The organism is Rhodovulum iodosum, assembly GCF_041020385.1.
In the GTDB taxonomy this organism is placed as follows: domain Bacteria; phylum Pseudomonadota; class Alphaproteobacteria; order Rhodobacterales; family Rhodobacteraceae; genus Rhodovulum; species Rhodovulum iodosum.
In genome coordinates this window covers 282,816-305,103 of the sequence record NZ_JBEHHI010000002.1, presented here as the reverse complement: position 1 = coordinate 305,103, position 22,288 = coordinate 282,816, and the positions used below count along the sequence as shown (strand labels likewise).

Here is a 22,288-nt window from a genome sequence, read left to right as displayed (position 1 = left end):
CATGACGCCAAGTCCAAAGGGAGGATGGATATGACGAAATCGGGACTTCTTACCACCATCGCCGCCACGGCGCTGATGGCCGGTCAGGCTTTCGCCGCCGACATGACGCTGCGCTTCGGCCATGTCGGCAATCCGGGCTCGCTGTTTGAAGCGAGCGTGAACCACTTCGCCGAATGCGCGAACGGCAAGCTCGGCGACGCGGCCGAGGTGCAGACCTTCGGCGCCTCGCAGCTGGGCAAGGACCAGGAGCTGTTGCAGAAGCTGAAGCTGGGCCAGGTGCAGTTCGCCCTGCCCTCTTCGGTGATGTCCTCGGTCGATGACGTGTTCGGCATCTTCGAGATGCCCTATATCATCAAGGACCGCGACCACATGCGCCGCGTGCAGGCCGAGATGATGGACACCTTCGAGGCCGCCGCCAACGCGAACGGCTATACCATCGTCGGCCTCGCCGAGAACGGCTTTCGCCATATCACCAACAACGTCCGGCCGATCAACGTGCCCGCAGACCTCGAAGGCGTGAAACTGCGCACGCCGAACGGGGCCTGGCGGGTGAAGATGTTCCAGGAATACGGCGCGAACCCGACTCCGATGGCGTTTTCGGACGTGTTCACCGCGCTGCAGACCGGCGTGATCGACGGGCAGGAAAACCCCTACGCCCAGATCGCCTCGGCCAAGTTCCAGGAAGTGCAGAAATACCTGTCGATCACCGGCCACGTCTACACGCCGGCCTATATCCTGGCCTCGAAGTCCCATTTCGACAAACTGCCCGACAACGTGCGGGCGGGGCTGAGCGAATGCGCCGCCGAGACCCAGGATTTCACCTACGAGAAGGCCGCCGAGCTTGAAGTCGAGCTCTTGCAGGTCATCAAGGCCGCCGGCGTCGAGGTGAACGAGGCAGACAAGGACGCCTTCATCGAAGCGTCCAAGCCGATCTACGACGCCTTCGCCGCAGAGGTCGAAGGCGGCGGCGAGATGATCGAGGCCGTCCTCGGCCTCGGCGACACGTCGAGCTGACGCCAACAGCCCTGTCGGGGGTGCCCGAACCGGGCGCCCCCGCTCTCTATCGGGTGCCCCGGGCCGCGGGCCGCTTTCGGGCGGCAGGCGGCCCATTCGGGGCCTTTTGACAGTTTCCTTGCGCGATCCGGCGAGACAGCGATGACCGTTTTCACTTCAGTGGCCCCAAGGGTCGACGCCCCCATGCCCCGTCAGAAATGGACCTTGCGCCCATGCCCGCGCTGAGAGCGACTGCAAACCTGCTCGGGGTCGTCCTCGAATGGTTCACCGTCTTGCTGATGGTCCTGCTCACCGCGGTGGTGATCGTCGCGGTGCTTGCGCGTCTGATCGGCGAGAGCTTCTCGTGGTATGACGAGGTGGCCGCCATCATGCTGGCCTGGATCACCTATTACGGCTCTGCGCTGGCCGCGCTGAAGCGGCGGCATATCGGCTTTGACACGGTGCTGCTGGCGATGCCGCCGCGCATGCGCGGCGCGGCACTGGTGCTGGCCGAGCTGATCGTGCTGACCTTCTTCGTTCTGATGGCCAAGGCCGGATTCGAGGTGCTGGCGGTGCTTCAGGGCTCTTACCTCGTGTCGCTGACCTGGGTGCCGGTGCAACTCACCCAGTCGGTGATCCCGATCGGGGCCTGCCTTTTCATCATCTGCCAACTGCTGTCCCTGCCAGACTACTGGACAGCGACCCGGAAAGGCATCTCGCTGGAACATGCCGAGATCGAGGTCGAGGTCGAGCAGGAAATGCAGAAGGCGGCAATGACCCACGATTTCAAGGATAGCCGCTGATGATGATGCTGCTCATCTTCGTGCTGCTGGTGGCGATGATCTGCATCAACGTGCCGATCGCCATCGCCCTGGCCATGGCCGGTGTCATCGGGCTGGTGCTGACCGAGGGCGTGAGCTCGCTGGTGACGATCGCGCTGGACATGTACAACGGCGCGACCAAGTTCTCGCTGATCGCCATCCCGATGTTCGTGCTTGCGGGCGCGATCATGAACGCGGGCGGCATCACCGACCGGCTGATCAATTTCGTCTCGGCGCTGATCGGATTCGTGCGCGGCGGCCTGGCGATGGTCAATATCGGCGTATCGCTGTTCTTCGCCGAGATCTCGGGCAGCGCCGTGGCCGACGTGGCGGCGATGGGCTCGATCCTTATCCCGCAGATGAAGAAGCGCGGCTATTCCAAGGAACTGTCGGCGGCCGTGACCTCGTCCTCGGCCTCGCTGGCGATCATCATTCCGCCGTCGATCCCGATGATCCTCTACGCCGCCTCGGCCAACACCTCGGTCGAGCAGCTCTTCGTCGCCGGGGTGGTGCCCGGCCTGCTGGGCGCAGCCGGGCTGATGGGCGTCGCCTACATCTTTGCCAGACGCTACAACCTGCCGACCGAAGAGGCGTTCAACATGCCCCGGCTGCGCGAGACATTTGTCGATGCGCTGCCGGCCTTCACCCTGCCGGTGATCATCCTGGGCGGCATCTTCGGCGGGTTCGTCACCGCGACCGAGGCCGCCGGGCTGGCGGTGATCGCGGCGCTGGCGGTGTCGGCCTGGTACCGCAACCTCGACCTGGGGCACCTGCGGCGGGCGATGCTCGACGGCGGCATCCAGACCGCCGTGGTGATGCTGCTGGTCGCCGCCTCGGTGCTGATGGGCGGGTTCCTGACCCGCGCGCAGATCCCGCAGGAACTGGCCCAGGGCATTCTCGCGATCACCAACGAGCAATGGGCGATCCTGCTGATCCTGAACTTCTTCTTCCTGGTGATCGGGTTCTTCCTGCATTCGGCGGCGGCGATCATCCTGGTGGTGCCCATCGTCATCCCGCTGATCAATGCCGCCGGCATCGACCCGGTTCATTTCGGCCTGGTGGTCACGCTGAACCTCGCCATCGGGCAGCAGACCCCGCCGGTGGCCTCGGTGCTGATCACAAGCTGCGCGGTGGCCCGGGCCAACATCTGGGAGGTCTCCAAGGTCAACATCTGGTTCGTGGCGGTGCTGCTGGCGGTGCTGATGCTGTGCACCTACGTGCCCTCGGTGCCGCTCTTCCTGGTGGAGTATTTCTACAGATGACCGAGGACCTTCTGCACGAGATCCGGGGCGAGACGCTCTGGATCACCTTCAACCGCCCCGCGGCGCGCAACGCCTTCACATTCGCGATGTACGAACAGGTGGCGGCGCTCTGCTCCGGGGTGCCGACCGATGGCTCGGTCAAGGCGGTGGTGATGTCGGGTGCGGGCGGCAAGGCCTTCGCGGCGGGCACCGACATGTCCCAGTTCCGCGGCTTTGCGACAGCAGAGGATGCGCTGGCTTACGAGGCCGAAATCGCGCGGGTGCTGAGTGCGGTGGAAACCTGCCCGCTGCCGACGATCGCCGCGATCCACGGCGCCTGCACCGGCGGCGGCGCCTCGATTGCGGTCGCCTGCGACCTCAGGATCGCCAGCGCCAGCCTCAAGTTCGGCTTCCCAATCGCGCGCACGCTGGGCAATTGCCTGGCCGCGGAAAACCTCGCGCGGCTGAGCGAGTTGCTGGGCGCGGGCCGGGTGCGCGAGCTGATCTTTACCGCCCGCCTGATGGGTGCGGAAGAGGCGCAGGCCACCGGGCTGATCGGAGAGGTCTTGCCCGACGAGGCCGCGCTCATGGCCCGTGCCGAGGCGCTGGCCGCGACGCTGGGGCATATGGCGCCGCTGACGCTGCGCGCCACCAAGGAGGCGATGCGCCGCAACCGCGCGGCGGTGTCGGTCGACGACGCCGACCTGATCACGATGTGCTACATGAGCGAGGATTTTCGCCACGGCATGGAGGCCTTCCTCGCCAAGGAGCGCCCGACATGGAGGGGACGATGAGCCGGGGACCGCTTGACGGCATGAAGGTGGTGGAACTCGCCCATATCATGGCCGGCCCCGCCTGCGGGATGATGCTGGCCGACATGGGCGCCGACGTGGTGAAGGTGGAAAAGCCCGCCGGCGACGACAGCCGCCGCTTCGTGCCGCCCCGGGTCGAGGGCGAAAGCGCGGCCTACCTGATGATGAACCGCAACAAGCGGGGCATCGCGCTGAACCTCAAGGACCGCGACGGCGTCGAGGCGCTGCGCCGGCTGCTGGCCGAGGCCGACGTGGTGATCGAGAATTACCGCATGGGCACGATGGAAAAACTGGGTCTTGGCTATGAGGCGCTGCGCAAGATCAACCCACGCCTCGTCTATTGCGAGATTTCCGGTTTCGGGCGGACCGGGCCCTACGCCAGCCGCGGCGGGTTCGACCTGATCGCGCAAGGCATGTCGGGGCTGATGTCGATCACCGGCGAGGGGCCGGGCCGCCCGCCGGTCAAGCCCGGCGCGCCGATCACCGACATCACCGCCGGCATCCTGGGGGCCATGGGGTGCGCGGCGGCCTATGCGCACGCGCAGGCCACCGGCGAGGGACAGCGCGTCGATACCTCTCTGTTCGAGGCGGGCATCACGCTGACCTACTGGCAAAGCGCCATCGCCTTCGCCACCGGCCAGGCGCCCGGTCCGCTGGGCTCGGCCCATCCGCTCAACGCCCCCTACCAGGCGTTCCGCACCCGCGACGGCTGGATCAACGTGGGCGCGGCGAACCAGGCCAACTGGCTGCGCCTGCTGGACGTGATCGGCGCGCCAGAGCTGGACGACGACCCGCGCTTCGGCTCCAACCACGACCGGATGGTCAACCTCGACGCGCTGGTCACGGTGCTGAGCGAGCACCTTGAGACGCGCGAAACCGCCGACTGGCTGACGCGGATGGAGGCGGCGGGGTTGCCCGCGGGGCCGGTCCTGACGATCACCGAGATGCACGCCGACCCTCAGGCGCAGGCCCGCGACATGATCGTGACGACCGATCATCCCGCCGCCGGCGCGGTCAAATCCATCGGGCTGCCGGTAAAGTTCTCGGCCACGCCCGGCGTGATCGACCGCCCCGCCCCGCGCCTGGGCGAGCACGGACGCGAGATCCTGGCCGAGATCGGCTATGGCGGGGCCGAGATCGACCAGATGCTTGCCGGCGGCGCGCTGGTCATCGAAGAGGGCCTGGAGACCGCCGACCCCCGCCCCCGGCGCGAAGCCCGCGGGGCCACATGAGCGGCACAGGGGGCGTGTCGATGGCGCTGGGCACGGCGCTGGCGGATTTCGCCCGCGCCCTGATCGACGCGCGGTGCACGGGCGTGGCCGTGCCGGCCGACCACCCCGCCACGCGCGGGATGACCGAAGCGGATGCCTACGCGGTGCAGGCCCGCGTGGCCGAGGCGCTTGGCCCGGTCGGCGGGTTCAAGGTGGCCTGCAAGCCCGGCCAGCCGCAGATCATGGCGCCGATCCTGGCCCGCGATACCCATAATTCCCCTGCCCGGCTGGCCTGCCCCGCCGAAGAGCAGATCGGGATCGAGCTGGAAATCGGCTTTCGCGTGCTGTCCGAGCTGCCGCCGCCCGACGCCCCGGACCGCGACGCGCGGTTGGCCGGGTGCCTCGCGCTCGTCCCGGCGATCGAGATCGTGCGCACAAGGCTGTCGGGCACGCCCAGCCCCCTGGCCAAGCTTGCCGATAACCAGGTCAACGGCGCGCTGGTCGTCGGGCCCGAGACACGCGACTGGTACGGGCGCGACCTGTCGGGCGCCAGCGGGCACCTGCGGGCGGGCGACACGGTGCTGCTGGAGGGCCGCGGCGAGGTGCCGGGCGGCGATGCCTTCGCAAACTTCAAGGCGCTCGAGGCCATGCTGGGCACCCGTTTCGGCGGCCTTGTGCCCGGGCAGGTCGTAATCACCGGGTCGCTGAGCGGGTTGTCCTACATCGCCCCCGGCTGCGAAATTCGCGGCGCGCTGGACGGATGGGGCAAGGTGGCGCTGGACCTCGACCGCGAAGAGGCGCGCCGCAGCCCGCGCCCGTGATCCGCCGCGCGTCGGCGAGCATGCCTCTCGCCGCCGGGCGGATGGTCGGGGCACTGTCTTTGCAAGAGGTCGACGCTTTGCGTTTCGTCATCCGCCGATGGGGCCGCCGGCGCGGCCTCGGAACTTTTTATCCGACCCGCTGAAACTTCCTGCTTCTTCGCTTCGTGACTAGGGCACACAGCAACTCGAAGGAGTACGACATGAAACATGCAATTCTCGCAGCCCTCCTCACCGCCGCAGCCTCGGGCGCCTTTGCCGCGGGCCATGGCATGGCGCCCATGGTCGACGCGCGCGACCAGTCGGTCGCCAATGGCGTGGTGAGCGCGGAAAAGATCGTCGCGGGCGAAAACGGATGGCTGGTCGTGCATCGCACCGATGCCGACATGACCCCCGGCCCGGTCGTTGGCCACGCCCCGCTGCGCGAGGGCGAAAATTTCGACGTGGCGGCGATCCTGACCGAGGATGTCGCGCCGGGCGACAGGCTGATGCTGATGGTCCACGGCGAGGCCGGCGGCATGAAAACCGGGATCTTCGAATACACACTCGGGGCCAAGGAAGACGGGCCGATCCGTATCGATGACAAGCTGGTTATGAGTGTGATCAGCGCGCAGTAACCTGCGCCGTCTTCGCCCGAGGTCCCGCGTCCCCGGGTAACACCGGGGGCGCGGGTTCTTCTTTGCGCCCCGGGCGGGACAACGCGATTGACAGCGACACGGGCGATGCATCTGGTAAAGCCATGACCACGAGGGACGACATCGAGGCCATGATCGCCCGCGTGGCGCTGCGGGATCATTCCGCGTTCTCGTCGCTTTACGATGCAACCAGCGCGAAACTTTTCGGCGTCTGCCTGCGAGTGCTGAACAATCGCAGCGAAGCCGAAGAGGTCTTGCAGGACGTTTACGTCCGGGTCTGGAACAAGGCCGGCACCTATTCGGTCACCGGACACAGCCCGATGACCTGGCTGATCACAGTCGCGCGCAACCTCTCCATCGACAGGCTGCGCGCCCGCGAGACCCGGACCGGCGGCATCGACAGGGCCCTCGACATCGTTGACGACCGGCCCGGTCCGGAAGAGGTCGCCGTCGCGAGATCCGCACGCGCCGCGATCGACGACTGCCTGGACGAGCTCGACACCGCCCGCGCGGATGCCGTGAAGCGGGCCTATCTTGACGGTGACACCTACAAGGACCTGGCGCATCGCTACGATGTGCCGGTCAACACGATGCGAACCTGGCTGCGCCGCAGCCTGATAAAGCTCAGGGACTGTCTGACCCGATGACCGACCCGGACGACACATTCGGCGACGAGGCCCTCGCGGCCGAGTACGTTCTGCATCTGCTGGATGCCGACGAACGCCGGTCGTTCGAGGCGCGGCTGTCGCGCGATCAGGATCTGCGGGCGCTGGTTCACCGATGGGAAGCGCTGCTTGCCCAGCTCGGCGAGGACGTTCCCGACATCGCGCCGCCGCAGCGTGTCAAGACCGCGGTTCTCGATGCGGTGGGACCGCCCCGGAAAACAGGGCGTCGGTTCCTGCCCGGCTGGCCCGCCCTCTTGGGCGGCCTCGCCGTGGCGGGCCTTGCCGCGATCGTTCTGTTGACGAATGTACTCGGCGTCGGGCGGGATCTCGAGCCGGCATTTCGCGCCGAATTGAGCAGCGAGGACCAATCCGTCGTCCTTGTGGCGAGCGTCATTCCCGCAACGCATGAAATCATCGTCGAGCCAGTGGCCGGAACACCCCCGGCGGGACGGGTGTTCGAGCTTTGGCTCATCGCCGAAGGCGCCACCGCGCCGGTGTCGCTGGGGGTTCTCGAAAGCGACGGACCGACGCGCATCCGCGTTCCCGACGAGATCGCGCCCGGCGTCCGCACCGGCACCGTTGCGGTCTCGGACGAGCCGCCCGGCGGCTCGCCGACGGGCGTCCCGACCGGGTCGGTTCTGGCGACCGCGACGTTCGAGGACCTCTGAGCCGCGCAGGGTCGGGCCTTGCGCGGCGGAACAAGGCCCGCCTTCGGGCTGTCCCTCTCCGCGGCACGATCAGCTCAACACCACCCCCGAGAACACCACCGCCGCCCCGGACAGCACCAGAACGATGCGCAGCGCCAGCCGGTGCGCGGCGATCAGCCCGTAGGACAGCAGGCCCAGCCCCAGCGCCATGCGCAGCCCCGCCAGCACGGCGGCACCGGGCGCCGACGCGAGGGCCAGCACATCGGGGTTGGCCACCATGCCGAGCGGGATCACGTAAAGCCCCACGCCCAGCGCCATGGCGGTGACGGCGACCTTCAGCCAATTCTCCTCGATCATGCCGGCGGCGATGAAGACCGCGCCGCAGACCGGCGGCGTGATCGTCGACAAAAGCGCGAACCAGAAAACGAAGAGATGTGCCTGCAGCGGCTCCAGCCCAAGCTGGATCAGCGCCGGCCCGGCGACGGACACACAGATCACGTAAGCCGCGGTCGTCGGCACCTCCATGCCCAGCACCAGGCAGGCCAGCGCCGTCAGCAGCAGCGAGGGCCACAGCATCCCGCCCGAGCCCGACAGGATCAGCGAGGTCAGCTTGACCCCCAGCCCGGTGATCGACAGCACCCCGATCACGATCGAGGCGCAGAGGATGATCGAGGCGATCATCGACACCTGCCGCGCGGCGGTCAGGCAGGCGCGCTCCATCCGCTCGGCGGCCTCGGCGGGGACGATGCGCAGCCGGCGGTTGAACAACAGCAGCACCGCACCGGCCAAAATCGCCTGGCACGCCGCGTATTGCGCCGTCACGCCCGCCACGAACATGCCCCACAACAGCACCGAGAACGGCACGAGGAAAAAGAGCGAGGTCAGCACCACGTCGCGGGCGGCGGGCTGGTCCTCTGCGGCCAGCCCCTTCAGCTCGTAATGCCGGGCATACCCGTTGATGCCGACCCAGACGGTGAAGAAATACAAAAACGCCGGGATCAGCGCGGCGGCCATGATGCCGGTGTAGGGCACGCCGGTCAGTTCGACCATGACGAAGGCCCCCGCCCCCATCAGCGGCGGCATGATCTGCCCGCCCGACGAGGCCACCGCCTCGACCGCGCCGGCCAGCCGCCTTGGATAGCCCAGCCGGGCCATGGCCGGCAGCGTGATCGCGCCGGTCGAGGCGACGTTGGCCGAGGCCGAGCCCGAGATCGAGCCGAACAGCGCCGAGGAGATCAGCGATACCTTGGCCGCGCCCCCAGTCAGCCGCCCCGCCGCGGCGGCGGCCACGTTCATGAAACCCTGCCCCGCCTCGCCCGCGTTCAGCACCGCCCCGAAGATGACGAAAATCGCCACCACCCCGACCGAGACCGCCGTCAGGCTGCCCCAGATACCGCCTTCGGCAATCGTCAGGGTGCCGAGGAAACTGGCCAGCGGCGTCCCGGAATGGCCGAACTGGCCGGGGACATGCTGTCCGAAAAGGCCGTAGGCCAGCGCCAGCGCCGCGACGGTGGGCAGCGGCCAGCCGATGGCGCGGCGCGCGGCCTCCAGCACGGTCAGCAGCAGGATCGCGGCGATGCCGGTCTGAAACGGCCCTTCGAGAAACCCGTATTGATCCGAGAGGGCCCCGTGGTTCCACGCAACCCACCCCGCCGCGGCAACGCCCAGGGCGGTCCAGACCGCCCCGGTCGCCCGTCCCAGCGGCGTGCGCGCGGAAAAGATGAAGATCCACGGTAGCGCCAGCGCCATGTGCAGCGGGCGCGCGACGAGGTTGGGCACCAGTCCGGAAAAGATCAGGCCAAGGTGAAAACCGACCAGCACGACCGCGAGGGCGAGCCAGGCAAACCGCAACGGGCCCTTGGAATAGGCGTCTGTCTGGGGGGAGAGCATCGTACCTCACACGGAAAACGGCCGGGCACGCGGGCCCGGCCGATCAATCGCCGCTCGCGCGGATCACATCTGCGCGTCGGTCAGCGGGAACCCTGCCTCCTTGTAGTAACGCAGGGCGCCGGGGTGGATCTTGCCGGCGATGTTGGCCATCAGCCCCTCGTCGACACCGGCCCACCAGCGCGCGGCCTGGGCCATCTTCGCCTTCTCTTCCCAGAAGGACCGCGTCAACTGATAGGCGGTTTCGTCGTCCATCGCGGTGGTGGTGTAGGCCACCACCGGCAGCGAGGTGGTCACGATATCCGCCTCCTGCCCGGCATAGGTGCCTGCCGGGATGACCAGCCGCGCGCGCTTGGTCTCCTCGATCTGCTCGTCGGTGAGCGAGAGCACCGTAACGCCGGTGGAGGCCGCGGCCTCGATCACGTTCGGCGCCGGCCAGGAGCCTGCGGTGACGAACCCGTCGATCTGGCCGTTCTTCAGCGCCGGCACCGCGTTGGAAAGCTCGACATCGGCGATGTTCACCTTGCCCTCCAGGCCGAAGAGGCCGAGGTATTTTTCGCCCTCGCGCGCACCGAACGACCCCTTGCCCAGCAGGATGGTCTTGCCCTCCATGCCGGCGAACTCGTTCACGCCCGAGGCATCCGACATCACGAAATGCATGGTCAGCGACGGGATCGGGAACAGCGCGCGGATCTCGTCGAACTTCGGATCGCCCTTGCCTTCGAACATCGCCTTGCCGCCCTGGGCCAGCCCCACCAGCGCGGGCGGCGTGGTGAAGACGTAGTCGCCCCCGCGGGCGCGCACCTCCATAACGTTCTGGACGGAGCCCTGGCTTTCCTCGACGGTGACGATGATCTCGCCCCCCGAGCCCGCCTTCATCGCCTCGGCGATCTGCACACCCATCTGGTAATAGGACGAGGTCGACTTGGCCGATTTGTAGGTGACCCGCGTCTCGGCCATGGCTGGCATCGAGGCGATCGCAAAGGCCGCGATGGCCACCGAAACTCTCTTGAACATCCGTCTCTCCCGCTGCGTTCCTTGAGGCAAGAAGTTGAGCGATACGGCGCGCGCGCTGTCAAGGAGTCTCGTGGGCATCCTTGCCCAGCATTTCCGCGCATCGCAGTCACATGGCTGACAGGTACGGGCTTGGCTGTCTTGGGGCAACCTCTCGCCGGGCCAGGAGTGGCCGCGTGATGCGGGGCCGCAGTGGAGCGAACGGACACCGGGGGCAAGTTCGCCCCGCCGGGTATGGTGAGGAGGGCGAGAGCCGGTTGCGGAGCGGGCGGACCCGCATCGAGACGTCCCTGCTTCGCGCGAGCCGAAACCGGATTTGGAACACCGCCAGCAGGCGAATGATTCGGGGGCCGGTTCGCAGGCCGGGAAAGTGGGCAGATTTGGCCATCGTCCAACGCCGGAACGCAACCCGGCCCCCTTCAGGCCCCGCGACGCGACATACCCGTTCGGTTGTCAGTGGATGACCAGAAGTGAGATCACCCCGACGAGAACGAGACTCGAGGCCCATACCAGGTCGAGGTTGAACCAGCTTTTCGTCAGAAACCGCAATCCGAGCCAGTGATAGACCCCAACGGCGAACAGCCCGCCCGAAAGGGTCATGGCGAGTGTATGCACCACGGCAACCAACGAGGCGATGCCGACATTGCCCGCCATCAGGTCCGAAGCGGCTGCGTGCCCGGCATCGGTCTCTACCGTGCGGCATATACCCAGGTAGATCGGCACCAGCATCAAACCTGCGCCGTGGGCCATGGCCGCGAGGAACGACCAAAGCGCAAGCCGCGACGGCGGCACGCGCGCGAGAAACCGCGGATGCCGGCGATTGAAGATCAGGTAAGTCCCGAGTCCGATCAGCAGGACCGCCGCGCCGGTCTGTATCGCGCGTTGCCATTCGGCGAGAAACAGAAGCACCGAGAACGGAAAAAGGACCGCCACCATGGCGAGCAGATGCCCGACCGCCAGCGCCAGCAAAGCCCGGTAAAGGCTGCCGCGCGTCCGATCCATGAGGGCGGCCGACACCGCAAGCGGCCAGCCCATGCCGGGATTGACCCCATGGTAAATTCCCGACGCGACAACGGCCCACCAAAGGGCCGTTGCTGTATTCAGTCCATCCACGCGTCAGACGGAGGGATAGCAGAAACTGTCGGTCGAGCAGTCGCCGCCTTCGAGGCGGATCTGGTGGCTTCGATACCCCTTGGGGAACTCTATGTAGAAGTCCTTGTCCAGTTCCAGCCCGCCGTTCGCCCCGACATTGGCCATGACCATCTGACCGCCGTCATCATCGGGGTAAAACTGATTGTCCCAGGTCGAGTAGAGCGAGTTGGTCCAGTAGACGCGCTTGCCGTCCCGGCTGATTTCCACCATCTGCGGGCCGAAGGCGAACGGCTTTCCGTTGGGGTGTTTGGCGCCCCGGGCAATTCCGCCGATCTCGACCTTGCCGGCGAGTTTGGGTTTCATCGGGTCCGAGACATCGTATTGATGCATCTCGCCCAGCCCCCAACAGGCCACGTAGAGGTATTTGTCATCGAGGCTGAGATCGATGTCGGTCACGAGCGGCGGCACCGCCTCGAACCCTTGCAGAAGCGGCGGCAGGTTCTCGGCCTTTTCCGGTCGCGGATCGATGGTGATGGTCTTTCTGGCCTCGAACGTGCCGTCGGCCTTGCGCCACCAGGTGAAGATTGCGCCCTGCAGGTTTGTGGTGTCCACCACGACGCCGCAGAAGCCGTAATCCTTGGCCGGATCATGCGCAGGTCGGATTTCCAGCGCCATCTGGTGATTTTCGCCCAGATCTATGGTCTGGACGTTGCGACGCTCGCGCAGGTTCCAGAAATGGATCTTGTGACCGTACTTGTTCGAGAGCAGATCCTCTGCGACGAGGCCGTTTTCGAACTGCGGCGGCAGTCCCCATTCGGAACTGACCATGTAGTCCCGCGGCAGGTTCCACCAGAAATCGTAATGTTTGTCCTGCTGACCCCGGTCCATCTCGTAGCGGCCGAGAATGTCGAAGGATTCGCAATCCATGATGAAGATCCCCGGCGGGCCGTCGGTGCCATCCGCGCCGCCGCCGCCGAGCGTCGAGACATAGATCCCCTCGGGCCCGCAATGGATCGTGTGCGGGCGCGAGTAGCCGGTTTTGGCGAAAACTTCTTCGGGTTCGATGATCTTGTGGATCTTGGCCTTGAGCGGCTCTTTCACGTCAATCACGTAGATACGCGACGATCGGATACCCGGAACGATCAGGTAGCGCCGTTCGAGGAAAGCGTGCCCTGTCAGCGGCGAAAGCGCCGAGGAACAGGCATTCCAACCGAAATGGTGAAACTCGTCGCCCTTGTTGGGCATGATGAGTTGATGCACGATCTGGCCGTATGTGCCGGACTTGGGGTCAACGTCGATGACCGCAAGGCCATCGGGCTGCGAGCCGTCGGCACTAAGCATGAGCGTGAAAGCCAGCGTCTCCGCCGGGGCCTCCATGGCGAGTTTCGGGGTTGCATGAAATGTCGGATCGGGTCTCAGATTCATTGTCGGCTCCTCCCAGGCCTGCGGCACGCTTCTTGATTGAAATCCAGAAGTCTTGAAGTGCCCTCAGGGAAAGGTGCCACGGAAGTTCCATTTCGGTAAACAATTTGGTTTTCACATTCGGTGGGGCCGATCTGTGTCGCCGGCCACGGGCCAAGGCGGCACCGGGCGGTGAAACGACCCTCTGCCGGGTCATGTTACGGCGCTTTGGTCGATGCGGTCTTGGGGGACGGGGCGATCGAGGATGTCAGTGCGGCTGGCTCTTTGAGAACCGGTCTTCGCCGGGACGGTACGGCCTTCCCTATGCCGCGCCCATGCACCAAGCCCTCGGCGCCGCCTAGCGATAGCGGACGCCGAGCGTAAGGCATCACGTTGCGCCGGATGCATTCGGGACCGGCCGGGACCCCACCAACAGGTGCGATCTGGCTATGTCAGGACGCTAAACGGCGGCCCTGCCCCGCCCAAACACCGCAACGTGATACCTATGCGCTTAGACTCGCCTGCGCAGCCAAGGGCGTCTGGTCACTTGAACCGGGACCTGGCACTCTCGAAGGCGCCGGAGATACTGTCCCAGGCCCTGTCGAACCCGGCCTTCATGTCGCCCCAAGCGTCGTCACCGGCCTCGCGCAGCTCTTTCAGCTTTGCCTCGGCCTCGTCGCGCTTGCCACGCATTTCCTCAACCTGCTTCTGATACTCGATCTTGGCGTCGGCCTCGGCCTCGTCCGCCTTGGCCTTCATCTTGTCGATCTCGGCGTTCCACTGATCCAGCTTCGCCTTGGTCTTCTCGATATACTGGTCTTTATCGGACATGTTGGAACCTCGCTTTGATTGTAAGGGCGCACGACTGGGCCTGGCGCGAAGCGCCGGGTGAACCCGAAGGCCAAATCCCGCGCCGGGTCTCGCCGTGGGCGCCGCGGCCATAGGGCAACGGGCGCCTCGCACGATCTCTCCTTCGGACATCGTAACACCATAATGGCCACCGGCGCCACTTCACTCTGATCGAGAGCGATACCGAGGCGCCGCGGCGGTCACCGGACCGGGGCGGCGGCAAGAGCCGGCCCGCCTTTCCATCGGGCAGCGCGTGCTATGCCTGCGGGTGCGACCGATTGCCGATCTATCGCAGCGACGGGTCACGCCGGTTCCCGCCAGGCACCTCTCACGGGGCGCTCTTGCGCGTGGCGGTCCCTGAGAATGACCGCCGTGCCGGCCGGCAATGCGGCCGTCGCCAGAAACATCGCGGCCGCCCCGTAGGTATCGGACATGACGCCGGCCACGGCCGGCCCGACAGTGCTTCCGGCCGCTGTGGCCAGAAGCGCCGCGGTGAAACCCAGCGAAGGGATGGACGGGAAAAGCCTCTCCGACCAGAATGCCAGGACGGCGCTCGTCATCATCACATGCAAGCCCTGAAGGCCGGCCGAGGGCACCAGCCCGGCCCAGCGGCCCGGCAAGACCACGAGAAGCGCAACAGACAGCGCCCCGGATACCGTGAGAAAGCGCAAGAGCCACGGCAGGCCGATCGCATCCTTCACCCGTCCGGTGAGGAGCCCGGCCAGGCCGAAGAGGCCATAGCAGATGAACACGAGGGCCGGTGTCGCCGCGGCAGGGACGCCGGGAACGCCGCCGCGTGCCGCCATATAGTCGGCGGCAAAGGAGATGTAGATCGCCGAGGTCGCCCCATAGACGAAGGCAATGACGAAAAGCGGACGCGCCGCGCGATCCAGCAGATGGCGCGATTGCCGCGCCAATCGATCCGCCGGCGCCCGTTCGACGGGGCGCAGCGCCGCCCAATTGGCCAGGAGCGCAAGCGCACTCGCAACCGCGAAGAACGCCCAGCAGGCGCGCCAGGACAGTCCCGTGAGCGCCGCCCCGAGCGCTGCGAGGCCAGCGGTCACGACACCCACGCCGGTGCCCGTGCTGATCGTCGAGAGCGCCGTCGGGCGGTCGCGGTCCGGGACTTTCCGGTGCACCGCGTCGTTGAACGGTGTCCACGCGAAACCGGCGCTCGATGCGGTGAGGAAGACGCCGGTCGCCAGCACGGCCAGGCTCGGCGCCATGGCCACGGTCGCCATGCCCGCCGTGGCGACGCCCAGGCCGGCCATGATGGGAACGCCCGGCCCGCGCCGGTTGAGCAGGACCTGCGCGATCAGCAGGCCGATGAAGAAACCGAGAAAGCCGAGGCCGGAGATGAACCCGATGGTCGAACTCGACATCGAGAAGGCCGGCCTGAACTCGGAAACGAACAGCCCGAACCCCACGCGGCCGGGCCCGTACCCGATCGCGGTCGCCAGGAAACCGGCGGCGGAGAGGGTCTTGAAGTAGGTCATGGCGCGGCCCTCCTTCGTCGTACCGGAAATGAATTTGCAGGGGCGTTGGTTCCAAGACGGCGCGTCCGGGACGCGGCCTCGTGACCGGGCTGTGCCGCCGGCGCTGCCCGCCCCCCTCGATTCGGTCTCGCATCGCAACTTAGCAACCGCGGCAATGCCCGCAGCACGCCGCAGCCCGCGCAACCGGCCGAACGCGGACACTGCACCGCGCGCCAAGGGGGCCGGGTTGCCGTCGCAACCGGCGTTTTTCGCGTCTCATGGGCCGCGCGGTGTGCAGCGCGGGTTTCCAAACCCGCCAATAACGGCTGAACTCGGGCGGCCTTGGGTGGTACTGTTTCTCGATCCAAATGGCCAAGCATCGCGCAGCCATCGGCGGCATGGCGTCTGCGACGCTGCGGCCCCGCGGTCACGAGGCCCGCCTAGTGAAGGAAAGGCGACCGCCGCAATACGCTACGAGTCAGAGGACCGTTCTGATGTTGAAAGTCTTGTCCGGGGTATGGGCCCTTCTGGTCGGCATCGTTTTGATCATGCTGGGCAACGGCATGCATTTCACCCTGATCGGCCTGCGCGGCGGTATCGAGGGGTTTTCCGCCGCGGAACTGGCCGTGGTCACCTCGGGCTATTTCCTGGGCTTCCTGTCCGGTGCGCGCCTCACCCCGCTGATGATAAGGCGCGTGGGGCATGTGCGGGTCTTCGCGGCGCTGGGCAGCTTCATGTCGGCGGGGTTGATCGCCTTCACGCTGCTGGCCGAGCCCTGGGCCTGGACATTGCTTCGGGTGCTGGTGGGCTTTTGCATGTCCGGCATCTACGTCGCCGCCGAAAGCTGGCTCAACAACGCGGCCACCAACGAGACCCGCGGCAAGGTGCTGTCGGCCTACATGATGGCGCAGACGCTGGGCATCATCGGGGCGCAGGGGCTGCTGACGCTGGGCGATGCGGCGACCGCGGGGCTGTTCATTGGCGCCTCGATCCTGGTCTCTATCTCGTTTGCGCCGATCCTGCTCTCGGCGACCCCGGTCCCGGCGGTCGAGGTCGCGCGCCCGATGTCGCTGCGTGGCCTTTTCGTGGGCTCGCCGCTCGGCACGGTGGGGATCTTTCTTCTGGGCAGCATCTACGCCACGCAGGCGGGCATGGGCGCGGTCTTCGGCGCACAGATCGACATGACGGCATCGCAGATCGCGCTGTTCGTGGCGATGCTGTTCGCGGGTGCGCTGGTGCTGCAATACCCGATCGGCTGGCTGTCGGACCGGGTGGACCGGCGCAAGCTGGTCTTCGGCGCGGCCTTGCTGGGCATGACATCGTGCGGCCTGGGCTGGTTCGCGGGCATCGGCATGGGGTGGACCGGGGGCGTCGGGCTGTGGCCCTTGATGGCGGCCGCCTTTTTCGCCGGTGGGGTGACGACGCCGCTCTATGCGCTGCTCCTGGCCCATACGAACGATTTCCTGTCGGCCGAGGACATGCCGGCCGCGTCCGGCGGGCTGGTCTTCACCTTCGGGCTCGGTGCCATCCTGGGGCCGCTGGCAACCGGTTGGGCGATGCAGGGGCTCGGTCCCTTCGCGTTCTGGCCGGTTTTGGGTGTGACCTTCGCCTTGCTTGCGCTCTATGCGCTTTACCGCATGACCCAGCGCGCCGCCGTCCCGACGGAGGACACCGAAAGCTACCTCGGCGTGCTCCCCACCACCTCGACCGTTGCGGTCGAGGCGGCGGGCAACTGGGCCGCCGAACAGGCCGAGGCCGGCCAGCAGACGGACGATCCGTCCTGAGCGCGGCACAGGCCGCTTGCAGCCCGCGCCGCTGGCGAAGGGGCGCCGGCCAGCGATGCGAGTTGTGCGCCGGGTTTGGTTGCGCGGCGCACGACTGGCCGGCCGCCATGCGTCCCTCCGGGGGTTGCGGCAAGCCGAGCGGAAAGGAATGGGCCGGGCCGGAATGCGCGCAAGGGGCGGCTGGCGACGGCCGATCCCCGGCGCAGGGATCACCGGTTGACGCCCAAAACGATCAGGCTGTCGCAATCTCAGACCCGCCGTGCGTAGACATCGCCCGAATTCGCCGCGTCGGGCAGCGCTTCCATCACGGCGCAGATTTCCCGCGGCCCCAGCCATGCGTCATGGCGCAGCCTGTGCTCTTCGCCGAGGCTGAGATTGTATTCATACTGTCCAAGGACGCTCAGCCGCTCGATGCAGGCATGGGCGGCGCTGCGCTGGATCGTGGTGAACTCGAACGACAGCGCGGGCAACGCGGTGCCGAGGCCTTGCAGAACGGCGGGTTCATGCCCCTCGACGTCGATCTTGACGAAATCGGGGATGCCGTAGCGCGCGATCAGCGTATCGAGCGTGGTGACCGGAACGGTGATGCTGCGGTCCCAGACCTCGTCGCTCCAGCCCGCAGCACCGGCGGCCGCGGCGATGAAATCCGACGCCACGGTGGCGACGGTGGGGTTGCGCGTGTTGAGATGAAGCGCAATCGCGCCCTGCGCAGCGCCCGCAGCGATGGGCAAAAGCACCGCGTCGGGGTGGCGTCCGTGGATCAGGCGAAGGGCCCGGAAGACGTGCGGCTGCGGCTCCAGCGCGACGACGGATGCGCCTAGCCGCAGGAAACTCCCGGTCCGGTCGCCCACATGCGCCCCGATATCGAAGACCCGTGCACCGGGTGGGATGAAGGCGCGATGCAGCAGGTCCATGCGCGCGGTCCGGGCGGTGTCTCGATAGTAGATGTCCAGCGACCGGCCAATCGCTGCGGCCATCGGCGTCGGGTGTCGCGTCGTCGGTCGGGTCGCCTGATGCATTCCATCGGCCTCTCACGCATCGCCCGAAAAGGCGAGGCCTTTGCGCGCAGTTCAAAGACTGCCTGCAGGGCGCGGCTGCGGCAACCCAGCACGGGCAGGTTCAGCGAACCCACTGACGGCCATTGCGCGAGGCACGCAGCGTTTGGCCCGAGCGGTGCGAACCTGCACTTGAACGTGCTTTGTGTGACCAACACATCGCGTGAATGCATGTGCTGAAAAAACGCCTGCCCCCCGTTTCGTCTGTCATCGCGTTCGCCGCCCTGATCGCGGCGGCCGGGTGCGGCGAGACGCGTTCGGCAATCTCCGAGCCGGGCGTGCCGCCCGGGGCCGCGACAAACGCCCAGCCCGGCGCCACCGCGTACACCCGGCCCGAGGATTTGCCCGGATTTGTCGCCACCGGGCTTTACCCGTCGGCGAGCGGCGCGGCCGGCCGGGTGTCGATCGCGCAAGACAGCGTCGATTTTCTCAATGGCTATCTCACGCAGACACGGGCGCGCGCTGCACGGGGCGAGGTGACCGAAACCGACGTGGCGCTCGTCGAGGCGCGGCTCGCCGCCGCGGAAGCCAGACTGCTGGCCGCGACCGGCCAGCTGGAAATATCACTCGTGCGCTATCGCGGTCATGTCGGCGAGTCGTTTCCGCTCGACGCGACCCCTTGAGGCCACCGTTACCGCGTCGTCGCCAGATGGCGCCTTTTGGGTCGACCCCACCCGCAGCACCCAAGACCGCCCTTCCAGCGCGGCCCGATACCTTGACGGGCCCGACCCCAGGCCCCGCGAAGACGTGACTTGGTCTTTGCAGGAGTGAAACCACATTCAATGCAATGACAGACAATTCGAAAAGGTGCTGCATGATCAATACGTCCAGGACCCCCTTCCGCCCACTGGCCATCGCGGTCGTGACGGCAGCCCTTGCCGGCACGGCCCAGGGGCAGGACTTCAACGCGGCCCCGCCGAATGCCCCCGGTCAGACACCCGCCTTCGACGGGCAGACCCGCGCACCCGTCATCGACGAGCGGATGACCCTGACCCGCGAGGTCGTGGCGGATGGTCTGGAAAATCCCTGGGGCATGGACCAGTTGCCGGACGGCCGCTGGCTGGTCACCGAAAGGCCGGGCCGGATGCGCGTCGTCTCCGGTGACGGGCTGTCGCCGGCCATTGCCGGGCTGCCCGAGGTCGATGCCCGTGGACAGGGTGGCCTGCTGGATGTCTCCGTGCGGGACGATTTCGCCGAGACCCGCCGCGTCTGGTGGAGCTATGCCGAGCCGCGCGGGCGGGGCCGGAACGCCACCGCCGTGGCCACCGGGCGCCTGTCCGACGACGAGCGAACCATGACCGATGTCGAGGTGATCTTCCGCCAGGACCCCGCCTGGGCCTCGACGCTGCATTTCGGCTCGCGCCTGGTCTTCGACGACGCGGGCGCGCTTTTCGTGACGACCGGCGAGCGCTCGCGCCGTGAGCCGCGGAAACTGGCGCAGGATGTCTCGACCCACCTGGGCAAGGTGCTTCGGATCGACCCGATGGGCGGCCCGGCCGCAGGCAACCCGCAAATCGACGGCGGACGCCCCGAAATCTGGTCCTACGGCCATCGCAACCTTCAGGCGGCCGCGCTTGGCCCCGACGGGGCGCTCTGGACGGTCGAGCACGGCCCGCGCGGCGGGGATGAGCTGAACCGCCCGGACGCGGGCAAGAACTACGGCTGGCCGGTCATCACCTACGGGACCGAGTATAGCGGACGGCCCGTTGGCGACGGCCTAACCGAAAAAGCGGGCATGGAGCAGCCGGTCTACTACTGGGACCCGGTCATCGCGCCTAGCGGCATGGCCTTCTACGAGGGCGAGATGTTCGCCGATTGGCAGGGCGATGCGCTGATCGGCGGTCTTGCCGGACAAGCCCTCGTTCGCCTGACATTTCAGGACGGTCGCGTCTCCGGCGAGGCGAGATACCTGCAAGGCACGGCCCGCGTCCGCGACGTTGACGTTGCGCAGGACGGCGCGGTGGTGATCCTGACGGACAGCGAAAATGGCGCGCTGATCCGGCTGATGCCCGACGGGTGAGCGACCTTTCGCGATGGCAGGCGCGCCCGGCGCGGCCGGAAAAGATGCTGGCAGAGACCCCGCGCCCCACTCGCCAAGGACAGCGGCGGCGAGCCTATACGGGAAACGCATGCACGCCATTGCGGCCAGGCGGATGATCGCCGGGCCGGTTCTGAAGTGCCGGACCCGGCCCCGTTTCCCCGCCCGAGGGCAACTATCCCGCCCCTTGCCCATCCCGAAGGCGGGTGCCATTGACAGGCCCAGAGCGCCGGCCAACCCGCGCCGGCGCACCCTGCGCCCGCACCCAGAGCCCCGTCAGCCCGGGGTGTTTCCGGGCATCGCGTCCGTGAAGTGGTCAAGCCGCGCCTTGGCCGCGCGCAGCAGCAGCGACATGTCTATGCCGATGGCGACAAAGGAATATCCCCAGTCGAGATAGCGTTCCGCATCTTCCGCAGAGACCGCGAGTATACCGGCAGGCTTTTGAAGGTCGCGCAGCGTGTCGGCGGCGCCGCGTATGGCGTCCTGAACCTCGGCAGTGCCGGGCCGGCCCAGATGCCCCATCGAGGCGCCGAGGTCGGAGGGCCCGATGAAGACGCCATCGACGCCGGGCGTCAGGGCGATCTCCTCGATGCGTGACAAGGCAGCGGGCGTTTCGATCTGGACCAGCACGCAGGTTTGCGCGTTCGCCGTGGCGAAATAGTCGGGCGCGAGGCCGTAGCGGCTGGCGCGGGTCAGCCCCGCGACGCCGCGTATGCCCTGCGGCGGGTATTTCGCCGCGCGCACGGCAGCCGCGGCCTCTTCGGCGGATTGCACGAACGGCACCAGAAGGGTCTGTGCTCCGACATCCAGGGTTCGCTTGATCAATACCGGATCGTTCCACGGGGGCCGGGCGACCGCCTGTGACACGCCCGCGGCCGCGGCCTGAAGAAGCGGCTGCATCTGCGGCGGGTCGACCGGTGCATGTTCCATGTCGAACAGGAGCCAGTCGTAGCCGACAAGCGACAGAGCCTCGGCGGCGGCAGCGCTGCCCAGGCTCATCCACAGGCCAAGTTGCACCTCGCCTGCCAGGAGCCGCGACTTGAAACTGTTCTTCGGTGCCTGAACGGTCATGTGAACTGCACCGCGACAGAGCCCAGCGGGCCGAAATCGGCATGCAACGTATCGCCCTTGGCGGCCCAGACCGGACGCGTGAAGCTGCCCGACAGAACCATGTGCCCGGGCTCCAGCACCGTTCCCATGGGCCCAAGCTTGTTGGCCAGCCAGGCAATGGCCATCGCGGGGTGCCCGAGAACGCCGGCGGCAAGCCCGGTCTCCTCGATCTCGGAATTGCGATGGAATATGGCGCCGACCCACCTGAGGTCGATCTCGTCGGGCCGGACCGGCCGCCCCCCCAGAACCGTACCCGCCGCCGCACCGTTGTCGGCCACGGTGTCGAAGATCCGGCGCGGTTCGCCCACCCGCGCATCGATGATCTCGATCGAGGGCACCACCCATTCGGTCGCGCGCAGGACGTCGACCAGCCCGATGCCGGGGCCCTGCAGCGGCTCTTTCAGGATGAAGGTGAGTTCCGGCTCCACCCGCGGCACGCAGAACGACTCGAAGGGCACCTTCGCGCCGTCCTGCAGCACGAGATCGTCGAACATGTAGCCGTAATCCGGCTCGTCGATCTTTGAGGCGGCCTGCATCGCCTTGGAGGTCAGGCCGACCTTGTGGCCGACGATACGGACGCCTTGGGCCTCTTTCTGCTTGGCGACCATCGACGAAATGGCATAGCTGTCCTCGATCTCGATCTGCGGAAACATCTCGGACGGGCGTGTCCCCTGGACCTTCGTCCGGTGCGAATCCAGCAAGGAGTCGACGACCTGTCGGCGTTGTTCTTCTGTCAGCAT

At 67.1% G+C, this 22,288-nt stretch carries 21 protein-coding genes; 12 read left to right on the top strand and 9 right to left on the bottom strand.

The features are described from left to right. Window positions 1-30 precede the first annotated feature (30 nt). From Ga0609869_RS10630 to Ga0609869_RS10590, 9 genes are all read left to right on the top strand, one after another. Window positions 31-1,014: a TRAP transporter substrate-binding protein gene (locus Ga0609869_RS10630; protein WP_211336827.1), complete on the top strand. Its 984-nt coding sequence runs from the start codon at window positions 31-33 to the stop codon at window positions 1,012-1,014. Window positions 1,015-1,226: 212 nt separating this feature from the next. Continuing rightward, entirely contained in the window at window positions 1,227-1,796 is a 570-nt protein-coding gene (locus tag Ga0609869_RS10625) for a TRAP transporter small permease (RefSeq protein WP_125406992.1), read from the top strand. Continuing rightward, window positions 1,796-3,076 carry a TRAP transporter large permease gene (locus tag Ga0609869_RS10620; protein WP_125406990.1) on the top strand — a complete coding sequence of 427 codons (1,281 nt, stop codon included), beginning with the start codon at window positions 1,796-1,798 and terminating at the stop codon, window positions 3,074-3,076. Before Ga0609869_RS10625 ends, Ga0609869_RS10620 begins: the two co-directional genes overlap by 1 nt. Beyond that, entirely contained in the window at window positions 3,073-3,849 is a 777-nt protein-coding gene (locus Ga0609869_RS10615) for an enoyl-CoA hydratase/isomerase family protein (RefSeq protein WP_125406988.1), read from the top strand. Before Ga0609869_RS10620 ends, Ga0609869_RS10615 begins: the two co-directional genes overlap by 4 nt. Continuing rightward, window positions 3,846-5,099, top strand: a complete 1,254-nt coding sequence (locus Ga0609869_RS10610; RefSeq protein WP_245972340.1) for a CaiB/BaiF CoA transferase family protein — start codon at window positions 3,846-3,848, stop codon at window positions 5,097-5,099. Before Ga0609869_RS10615 ends, Ga0609869_RS10610 begins: the two co-directional genes overlap by 4 nt. Beyond that, on the top strand, window positions 5,096-5,899 hold the full coding sequence (locus Ga0609869_RS10605) for a 2-keto-4-pentenoate hydratase (RefSeq protein WP_125406982.1): 804 nt from the start codon (window positions 5,096-5,098) through the stop codon (window positions 5,897-5,899). The genes Ga0609869_RS10610 and Ga0609869_RS10605 overlap by 4 nt, the downstream gene beginning before the upstream one ends. Before the next feature lie 200 nt (window positions 5,900-6,099). Further along, a complete protein-coding gene (locus Ga0609869_RS10600; RefSeq protein WP_125406979.1) occupies window positions 6,100-6,513 on the top strand; it encodes a DUF7282 domain-containing protein in 414 nt (137 codons plus the stop codon). A gap of 122 nt (window positions 6,514-6,635) precedes the next feature. Then, complete coding sequence (locus Ga0609869_RS10595; RefSeq protein ID WP_125406976.1) at window positions 6,636-7,178, top strand: sigma-70 family RNA polymerase sigma factor; 543 nt, start codon at window positions 6,636-6,638, stop codon at window positions 7,176-7,178. Further along, window positions 7,175-7,864 carry an anti-sigma factor gene (locus tag Ga0609869_RS10590; RefSeq protein ID WP_125406973.1) on the top strand — a complete coding sequence of 230 codons (690 nt, stop codon included), beginning with the start codon at window positions 7,175-7,177 and terminating at the stop codon, window positions 7,862-7,864. The genes Ga0609869_RS10595 and Ga0609869_RS10590 overlap by 4 nt, the downstream gene beginning before the upstream one ends. Before the next feature lie 69 nt (window positions 7,865-7,933). Here Ga0609869_RS10590 and Ga0609869_RS10585 read toward each other — a convergent pair whose 3' ends face one another. The 6 genes from Ga0609869_RS10585 to Ga0609869_RS10560 form a co-directional block, all read right to left on the bottom strand. Further along, window positions 7,934-9,733, bottom strand: a complete 1,800-nt coding sequence (locus tag Ga0609869_RS10585) for a TRAP transporter permease (RefSeq protein ID WP_125406970.1) — start codon at window positions 9,731-9,733, stop codon at window positions 7,934-7,936. 63 nt (window positions 9,734-9,796) lie between these two features. Next, a complete protein-coding gene (locus Ga0609869_RS10580; protein ID WP_125406967.1) occupies window positions 9,797-10,747 on the bottom strand; it encodes a TAXI family TRAP transporter solute-binding subunit in 951 nt (316 codons plus the stop codon). Between the two features lie 450 nt (window positions 10,748-11,197). Then, window positions 11,198-11,857: a hypothetical protein gene (locus Ga0609869_RS10575; protein WP_125406964.1), complete on the bottom strand. Its 660-nt coding sequence runs from the start codon at window positions 11,855-11,857 to the stop codon at window positions 11,198-11,200. Between the two features lie 3 nt (window positions 11,858-11,860). Further along, window positions 11,861-13,261 (bottom strand): selenium-binding protein SBP56-related protein, encoded by a 1,401-nt coding sequence (locus Ga0609869_RS10570; RefSeq protein WP_125406962.1) that lies wholly within the window; start codon window positions 13,259-13,261, stop codon window positions 11,861-11,863. A 519-nt stretch (window positions 13,262-13,780) separates the two neighbouring features. Then, window positions 13,781-14,068, bottom strand: coding sequence for a sll1863 family stress response protein (locus Ga0609869_RS10565; protein ID WP_125406958.1), 288 nt, complete (start codon window positions 14,066-14,068; stop codon window positions 13,781-13,783). Window positions 14,069-14,388: 320 nt separating this feature from the next. Further along, window positions 14,389-15,582: an MFS transporter gene (locus tag Ga0609869_RS10560; protein WP_125406955.1), complete on the bottom strand. Its 1,194-nt coding sequence runs from the start codon at window positions 15,580-15,582 to the stop codon at window positions 14,389-14,391. A 473-nt stretch (window positions 15,583-16,055) separates the two neighbouring features. Between Ga0609869_RS10560 and Ga0609869_RS10555 the strand changes: the two genes are divergently transcribed. Further along, complete coding sequence (locus tag Ga0609869_RS10555; protein WP_125406952.1) at window positions 16,056-17,345, top strand: MFS transporter; 1,290 nt, start codon at window positions 16,056-16,058, stop codon at window positions 17,343-17,345. A 248-nt stretch (window positions 17,346-17,593) separates the two neighbouring features. On the opposite strand, the gene Ga0609869_RS10550 is transcribed toward Ga0609869_RS10555, so the two are convergent. Next, the gene (locus Ga0609869_RS10550; RefSeq protein ID WP_125406949.1) at window positions 17,594-18,322 is read right to left on the bottom strand and encodes an FkbM family methyltransferase; all 729 of its coding nucleotides are present in this window, start codon (window positions 18,320-18,322) and stop codon (window positions 17,594-17,596) included. A 245-nt stretch (window positions 18,323-18,567) separates the two neighbouring features. On the opposite strand from Ga0609869_RS10550, the gene Ga0609869_RS10545 reads away from it, so the two are divergent. Both Ga0609869_RS10545 and Ga0609869_RS10540 read left to right on the top strand, forming a co-directional pair. Continuing rightward, window positions 18,568-19,023, top strand: coding sequence for a TolC family protein (locus Ga0609869_RS10545; RefSeq protein WP_125406946.1), 456 nt, complete (start codon window positions 18,568-18,570; stop codon window positions 19,021-19,023). Window positions 19,024-19,214: 191 nt separating this feature from the next. Beyond that, window positions 19,215-20,420 carry a PQQ-dependent sugar dehydrogenase gene (locus Ga0609869_RS10540; RefSeq protein ID WP_125406943.1) on the top strand — a complete coding sequence of 402 codons (1,206 nt, stop codon included), beginning with the start codon at window positions 19,215-19,217 and terminating at the stop codon, window positions 20,418-20,420. A 294-nt stretch (window positions 20,421-20,714) separates the two neighbouring features. On the opposite strand, the gene Ga0609869_RS10535 is transcribed toward Ga0609869_RS10540, so the two are convergent. Together Ga0609869_RS10535 and Ga0609869_RS10530 are read right to left on the bottom strand one after the other, a co-directional pair. Further along, window positions 20,715-21,509, bottom strand: a complete 795-nt coding sequence (locus Ga0609869_RS10535; protein WP_125406941.1) for an HpcH/HpaI aldolase family protein — start codon at window positions 21,507-21,509, stop codon at window positions 20,715-20,717. Next, entirely contained in the window at window positions 21,506-22,288 is a 783-nt protein-coding gene (locus Ga0609869_RS10530; RefSeq protein WP_125406938.1) for an FAA hydrolase family protein, read from the bottom strand. The genes Ga0609869_RS10535 and Ga0609869_RS10530 overlap by 4 nt, the downstream gene beginning before the upstream one ends.

Coding starts and splice junctions, on each gene's coding strand:
- Ga0609869_RS10630 (WP_211336827.1), top strand. CDS start 31: ATGACGAAATCGGGACTTCTTACCACCATCGCCGCCACGGCGCTGATG.
- Ga0609869_RS10625 (WP_125406992.1), top strand. CDS start 1,227: ATGCCCGCGCTGAGAGCGACTGCAAACCTGCTCGGGGTCGTCCTCGAA.
- Ga0609869_RS10620 (WP_125406990.1), top strand. CDS start 1,796: ATGATGATGCTGCTCATCTTCGTGCTGCTGGTGGCGATGATCTGCATC.
- Ga0609869_RS10615 (WP_125406988.1), top strand. CDS start 3,073: ATGACCGAGGACCTTCTGCACGAGATCCGGGGCGAGACGCTCTGGATC.
- Ga0609869_RS10610 (WP_245972340.1), top strand. CDS start 3,846: ATGAGCCGGGGACCGCTTGACGGCATGAAGGTGGTGGAACTCGCCCAT.
- Ga0609869_RS10605 (WP_125406982.1), top strand. CDS start 5,096: ATGAGCGGCACAGGGGGCGTGTCGATGGCGCTGGGCACGGCGCTGGCG.
- Ga0609869_RS10600 (WP_125406979.1), top strand. CDS start 6,100: ATGAAACATGCAATTCTCGCAGCCCTCCTCACCGCCGCAGCCTCGGGC.
- Ga0609869_RS10595 (WP_125406976.1), top strand. CDS start 6,636: ATGACCACGAGGGACGACATCGAGGCCATGATCGCCCGCGTGGCGCTG.
- Ga0609869_RS10590 (WP_125406973.1), top strand. CDS start 7,175: ATGACCGACCCGGACGACACATTCGGCGACGAGGCCCTCGCGGCCGAG.
- Ga0609869_RS10585 (WP_125406970.1), bottom strand. CDS start 9,733: ATGCTCTCCCCCCAGACAGACGCCTATTCCAAGGGCCCGTTGCGGTTT.
- Ga0609869_RS10580 (WP_125406967.1), bottom strand. CDS start 10,747: ATGTTCAAGAGAGTTTCGGTGGCCATCGCGGCCTTTGCGATCGCCTCG.
- Ga0609869_RS10570 (WP_125406962.1), bottom strand. CDS start 13,261: ATGAATCTGAGACCCGATCCGACATTTCATGCAACCCCGAAACTCGCC.
- Ga0609869_RS10565 (WP_125406958.1), bottom strand. CDS start 14,068: ATGTCCGATAAAGACCAGTATATCGAGAAGACCAAGGCGAAGCTGGAT.
- Ga0609869_RS10560 (WP_125406955.1), bottom strand. CDS start 15,582: ATGACCTACTTCAAGACCCTCTCCGCCGCCGGTTTCCTGGCGACCGCG.
- Ga0609869_RS10555 (WP_125406952.1), top strand. CDS start 16,056: ATGTTGAAAGTCTTGTCCGGGGTATGGGCCCTTCTGGTCGGCATCGTT.
- Ga0609869_RS10550 (WP_125406949.1), bottom strand. CDS start 18,322: ATGGCCGCAGCGATTGGCCGGTCGCTGGACATCTACTATCGAGACACC.
- Ga0609869_RS10545 (WP_125406946.1), top strand. CDS start 18,568: ATGCATGTGCTGAAAAAACGCCTGCCCCCCGTTTCGTCTGTCATCGCG.
- Ga0609869_RS10540 (WP_125406943.1), top strand. CDS start 19,215: ATGATCAATACGTCCAGGACCCCCTTCCGCCCACTGGCCATCGCGGTC.
- Ga0609869_RS10535 (WP_125406941.1), bottom strand. CDS start 21,509: ATGACCGTTCAGGCACCGAAGAACAGTTTCAAGTCGCGGCTCCTGGCA.
- Ga0609869_RS10530 (WP_125406938.1), bottom strand. CDS start 22,288: ATGCTGACAGAAGAACAACGCCGACAGGTCGTCGACTCCTTGCTGGAT.